Source organism: Candidatus Anstonellales archaeon, from assembly GCA_038869735.1.
Lineage (GTDB): Archaea > Micrarchaeota > Micrarchaeia > Anstonellales > CG1-02-47-40 > JAWCQO01.
In genome coordinates this window covers 1-5432 of sequence record JAWCQO010000015.1, presented here as the reverse complement: position 1 = coordinate 5432, position 5432 = coordinate 1, and the positions used below count along the sequence as shown (strand labels likewise).

General features: G+C 35.3%; 6 protein-coding genes and 1 rRNA gene. 2 read left to right on the top strand and 5 right to left on the bottom strand.

The features are described from left to right. Window positions 1-166 precede the first annotated feature (166 nt). Window positions 167-281 (bottom strand): 5S ribosomal RNA (rrf, locus tag QXF67_04570). 122 nt (window positions 282-403) lie between these two features. Here rrf and QXF67_04565 point away from each other — a divergent pair. Then, window positions 404-715: a metalloregulator ArsR/SmtB family transcription factor gene (locus QXF67_04565; GenBank protein MEM3060775.1), complete on the top strand. Its 312-nt coding sequence runs from the start codon at window positions 404-406 to the stop codon at window positions 713-715. A 5-nt stretch (window positions 716-720) separates the two neighbouring features. Then, on the top strand, window positions 721-1329 hold the full coding sequence (locus tag QXF67_04560; GenBank protein MEM3060774.1) for an NAD(P)H-dependent oxidoreductase: 609 nt from the start codon (window positions 721-723) through the stop codon (window positions 1327-1329). Between the two features lie 10 nt (window positions 1330-1339). Here the strand turns inward: QXF67_04560 and QXF67_04555 are convergent, their stop codons facing one another. The 4 genes from QXF67_04555 to QXF67_04540 form a co-directional block, all read right to left on the bottom strand. Beyond that, the gene (locus tag QXF67_04555) at window positions 1340-2203 is read right to left on the bottom strand and encodes a DDE-type integrase/transposase/recombinase (GenBank protein MEM3060773.1); all 864 of its coding nucleotides are present in this window, start codon (window positions 2201-2203) and stop codon (window positions 1340-1342) included. A 113-nt stretch (window positions 2204-2316) separates the two neighbouring features. Then, complete coding sequence (locus tag QXF67_04550; GenBank protein MEM3060772.1) at window positions 2317-2475, bottom strand: hypothetical protein; 159 nt, start codon at window positions 2473-2475, stop codon at window positions 2317-2319. A 175-nt stretch (window positions 2476-2650) separates the two neighbouring features. After that, window positions 2651-3064, bottom strand: a complete 414-nt coding sequence (locus QXF67_04545; protein ID MEM3060771.1) for a hypothetical protein — start codon at window positions 3062-3064, stop codon at window positions 2651-2653. Then, the coding region (locus QXF67_04540) for a type I restriction endonuclease subunit R (protein ID MEM3060770.1) at window positions 3039-5432 on the bottom strand (2394 nt) is incomplete at its 5' end. The genes QXF67_04545 and QXF67_04540, both read right to left, overlap by 26 nt.

Here is a 5432-nt window from a genome sequence, read left to right as displayed (position 1 = left end):
TTTATTAAGATGTATTTATCTTTATTTTTGATTTTTCATAAATTTTGATCTTTATAATTCCTAATTTAGTTTCAAATTCCGATTTAAATATTATCTACTAATCTAAGAAATATTTAATATCTTATTTTTTAAGATTCTCAAAAAAATACCCCATTTCGGTAGAGTTACGAGACGGCACCGATGCTTTGCGACTTGTCTGTCACTAATACAAACGGCGTAGGAAGCTTAACTTCTGTGTTCGGAATGGGAACAGGTGTTTCCAACCTACTATGGCCGTCTCAAGAAGTTGGGATTTTTTATGTTTATAAATTTTCCCTTTATTTGAGCTGTAAAGTAAACGTCACCTATGTTTATTCATCGAATAGAAAACCTTTTAAATATAAGTATATCCTTATATTATTATATGACTGATCTTTGTAATGAGATAGAAAAATTTGGTAAAGGTATAGGTAGTACTTCCCGCTATAAAATTGTAGAAGCTCTGCTTAAGGGACAAAAAACAGTTGGTGAGCTGGTCAAGATAGTTGGACTGTCTCAACCTGCAGTCTCACAGCATCTTAAAACACTTAAAAACAATAATATCGTGATTAACGAAAGGAGAGGGCAAGAAATATTTTACACCATCAACACAGAGCATATGCTCAAGATTTTGAAGAATTTATCAGAGGAAGTTCAAAAACAAAAATTTTATAACAACAAATCAAGGAGGAAATGAATAATATGAGAACTATTAAAATTAAAGTCATTATTGGTAGCACGAGGCAAAATCGTTTCAGCGAAAAACCGGCACAGTGGATTTTTGAGGAAATAAAGAAGCTGAAAGATGTGGAAGCTGAGCTCCTAGATCTGCGCGATTATCCGATGCCATTTTTTAATGAAGCAATATCACCTTCGATGGCAAAGAGACAATATCCAAATGAAGTAGTGAAGGAATGGTCAGAAAAAATTAATGATGGGGATGCTTTCATTATAGTAACTCCAGAATATAATCATGGCTATCCTGCGGTTCTCAAAAACGCAATGGATGTGATATATATGGAATGGAATAGAAAACCAGTCGGTTTTGTAAGTTATGGCAGTGCTTTAGGTGCTCGCGCGGTTGAACAGCTTCGGCAAGTTGCCATTGAACTTCAAATGGTACCTATTAGAAACTCCATTCATATTCCTGTTGATATATTTTTTGCGACAATGATGGGCAAAGGTCCTCAGGGTTCTGAAATGTTCGAGCAAATGCGTAAAAGTCCTATGGGTGATCCTGTGGAGAGATTCCTTAACGAGCTTCTCTGGTGGGGAAGAGTGCTTAAGATAGCACGCACAGAAAGCGTGTAATATATATCACCTAACTACTACTCAATCTTATCAAATCCAGCCACCTATTTTCCCCCAATCCTAATTTAACTCCCGCCGTTTCGCAAGGAACTTCATTAGTCGTGCAATGGTTTTCAATAAAATTATGCTGGATAACTACCGCATTCAATAAGATTGGAGCAGACCAAAGAGCCTTCAACCCCCTGAAGTCAAGAACCCTATCTTTGATTTTCATAAATACAGTTTCAATTCTATAATTATGAATTCTTGTTTCCTGATAGTTTTGTATTCTGTGCTCTACAACTAAGCCACCAAATTTATTAGAATAAAACATTTTCCTAAATGCTCTTGGATAGAACATTCCAGCATCTGTTTGAATGTACTTTGGCTTTCCCTTCGCTATTGCTTTCTTTAGAAATTCCTGCGCTTCAACAGGATTAGCAGCTAAGCTATAATGCACTCCAGTAATTAATCTTGTACCCCAATCAAGACAACACCAAAACCTGTCTTTCCTACATTCACAATCAATCGTTGTCTCATCAGCATAAAACCTGTCACCTAAATTATAGCTCTGCTTCTCTATGAATTTTTGAACTTTTAATGTGTATCTTCTAACCCAATCCAAAATAGAAACATGGCTTATCTTGTGATCAAAATGCCTTTTCAATTGGTTTCTCATTTTTCTGCTCGACAGGTTAGAGACATACATATCAATTGACATTGTTATAATCTCGGGCTTGTTTCTCATTCGATAAAAGCCGTCATCTTGAGTGAAAAATCTCTTGCAATCCTTGCAGTAAAATTTCTGTATTTTTCCTCGATACAAGGTTTTGCGTCGGCCTTTCTTGCAGTTGTTTGCACTTCCACAATGTATGCATTTTATCTTGCTAAGCATACTATATATTCGGTACCCGAAGTATATAAATCTTTCGGTGCCCGAATAGATAAACGGGTTTGGTAATTAGTAGTCGATTTAGAACAAGAAAATCCTAACTGAGTAGAAAATATTTACTCTTTCTCGATAATTATTTTGTCCTTTACTAGTCTTACCTTAACTTCTTTTCCCAATAAATTAGAATCCTCTACTATCTTTTTTGGCAAATTAATTCTATACTTATAGTATTCTGTGTTGCCTACCTTCTTGTCAAAAGCCTTCATAATCTTCATAAAATGAATTAGGAACCCGAAGTTTTTAAAGTTGTCGGTGCCCGATTGGCTTTTTTGCATCAAAATAGGTGTCGCTAACTTTACAGTTCACCTTTATTCTCTCTGTCGCAATAACGGGTGATGATTCTTAAGTCGAATGCGGGTGATGAGCAGTTTTCTTGGTTTATGCAATGAGCTAACCCTTTAATTCAGCTTCAAGATTACTAGTGTATTTCGCGTAATTTCCAGATTTTATAGCTTCAAAAAACTGTGGAAAATCTTGTGGAGAAAAGAACTTAAAATAATATTTGAATTTCTTCTGCTTTTTATTCAACTCTTCGAAGTGTATTCTGGCATATTTCAATTTGGCTTTATTTTCTTCAGTGATATCTTCGTCAGATTTTATCTCTACAACTAGAATATCCTTTCCTATCCTGATAAAGAAGTCTGGATTGAATTTTGCCCATTTCTGATGGCCTCCACCACGAGCAAGTGAGCTTGGACTACCAACTCTATAAGTATAAGGAACATCATAAAATCCTCTGTCAACAGACTTGATCCAAGCATCTATTTTTTGTGCATATTCAAAGAGCAAGTAAATTTCCGGCAACTAACTCCGCCTGTTTTAAAACTGTTTCTGTTGCCTTTTTCTCTTTATCAGGTGGATAGCCATATTTTCTTAGTATTTTCTTTACTTTGAGGCGCAACTCTGCTTGAACGCTCTCTCTTTGTGTCCAGTCTATTGTAACGCTTTTTCTTATCATTTGTGTTAGTTCGAGCGCTATTTTTCGTAAAGTCTCATCGCCAAGTATTTTAACTGCGCTATCATTGACTTCAAGTGCATCATAAAATGCAAGTTCATCTTCGCTCATTCCAAGCTCTTTTCCCCTGTTTTTTTCTTCTCTAACTTTTCTTGCTAACTCTATTAATTCTTCTATAACTTGCGCAGCCTCTACAGCCCTATTTGTATATTTTTTTATTGTTCTGTCTAGCATCTCCATGAAAGATTTACCTTGAACAAGATTTCTTTTTGAAATTATCTTAATCTCATCGTTCAATAATTTTTTTAGAGCTTCAAACGCCAAGTTTTTCTGAGGCATCTCTTTTACGTCGGCTAAAAAGCCCTCTGATAGAATAGAAAGTTCTGGTTTTTGAATTCCAGCAGCCTCAAATATATCTATAATTCTATCAGAGATTACTGCTTTTGAGATAATCTGTTTGATTGCTGTTTCGTATTGTTCCTTTACATCTTTTTTGGTTTCGATTGTTTTTGATATTGTTGATTTTAATGCTTGGAAAAAGCCAACTTCTTCCTTAATCTTCATGGCTTTTTCATGAGGAACTGCCAAAGAGAATGCTTTAACAAGAGCAGTGGCTTCTTTTTCAAATCTTTCCTTTTTCCCTTTTTCTTTTAGTATGTGTTCTATTGCATTGGGCATGAAAGTTAATCTTTCTTTTGGCGAAAGCTCAAAGAATTTTCTATAATTAAATCCATAAAACATATCTTTTACAATCTCATATTTCTCTAACATTAATCTGATGGCTTGCTCTTGGTCAAGCGTTGGTTTTCCTTTACCCCCACTTTCTGTGTATTCCATCAGGGCTTTTTTCAATTCAGCACCAACGCCTATATAGTCGACAACTAAACCGCCTTCTTTTCCAGGATAAACCCTGTTCACTCTTGCTATCGCCTGCATCAAAGTATGTCCTTTTATCGGTTTGTCAAGATACATTGTATGTAAACTTGGTGCATCAAAACCTGTCAAGAACATATCTCTTACAATAAGCAATTTAGTTTCATGTTTCGGATCCTTGAAGTTATCACCTATTTTCTTTCTTCTGACTTTGTTTCTTATATGCTGCTGCCATTCTTTTGGATCAGATGCAGAGCCTGTTATTACGACTTTGATAAATCCTTTATCATCATCTTCATTGTGCCACTCTGGCCTTAGTTTTATTATCTCATTATAAAGGTCAATGCATATTCTTCTTGACATACAAACAATCATTCCTTTTCCATTAAGGATAGAAAGCCTTTGCTCAAAATGATTCACGATATCTTTTGCAATTCTTTTTATTCTTTTTGGAGCGCCAGCAATCTTTTCCAATCTTGCCCATTTGCTTTTTAGCTTTTCTTTATGTTCTACTTCTTCGCCTTCTGTTACCTCCTCAAATTCCGGGTCTATTTTTGGTCTTTCTTCTGGTTTTAACTCAAGCTTTGCTAATCTACTTTCATAAAATATTCTTACAGTTGCACCATCGTTTACTGCTTGTTCTATATCATAAACATCAACATATTTTCCAAAAACCGCTGGCGTTGATCTATCTGCTTTTTCTATCGGGGTTCCAGTAAAGCCGATGAATGAAGCATTTGGTAAAGCGTCTCTCAAATACTTTGCATAACCATATGTTATAAGTGCTTTATCCTCTTTTTTTAATATTTTTGCAGGAAATCCATACTGGCTTCTATGAGCTTCATCAGCTATTACAATAATATTATCTCGCTCTGATAGTACCGGGTATTTTTCTCTATCCTCTTCAGGAAAGAATTTTTGAATTGTTGTAAAGACAACTCCGCCAGAAGAAACTTTAAGCAACTCCATCAGTTCTTTTCTTGTGTTTGCCTGAACTGGTTTTTGTCTTAATATATCTTGACACTTGCTAAAAGTTCCAAATAGCTGGTCATCAAGATCATTTCTGTCTGTGAGAACAACAATCGTAGGATTATCCAGTTCTCTAATAATTTTTCCAGCGTAAAAAATCATTGTTAAACTTTTTCCAGAACCCTGGGTATGCCAGACAATGCCCGCTTTTCTGTTTGTCCTTTTTGCCTGCAAAGTTGATTCGAGTGCTTTATTTGTCGCCCAATATTGATGATACGCTGCTAGTTTCTTTTTTGTTTCTTTATCTTTTTCAAAAACAATGAAGTTTCTTACTATATCTAGAAGCCTGTTTTTTTCGAGCATGCCTCTGAGCAG

Coding starts and splice junctions, on each gene's coding strand:
- QXF67_04565 (MEM3060775.1), top strand. CDS start 404: ATGACTGATCTTTGTAATGAGATAGAAAAATTTGGTAAAGGTATAGGT.
- QXF67_04560 (MEM3060774.1), top strand. CDS start 721: ATGAGAACTATTAAAATTAAAGTCATTATTGGTAGCACGAGGCAAAAT.
- QXF67_04555 (MEM3060773.1), bottom strand. CDS start 2,203: ATGCTTAGCAAGATAAAATGCATACATTGTGGAAGTGCAAACAACTGC.
- QXF67_04550 (MEM3060772.1), bottom strand. CDS start 2,475: ATGAAGATTATGAAGGCTTTTGACAAGAAGGTAGGCAACACAGAATAC.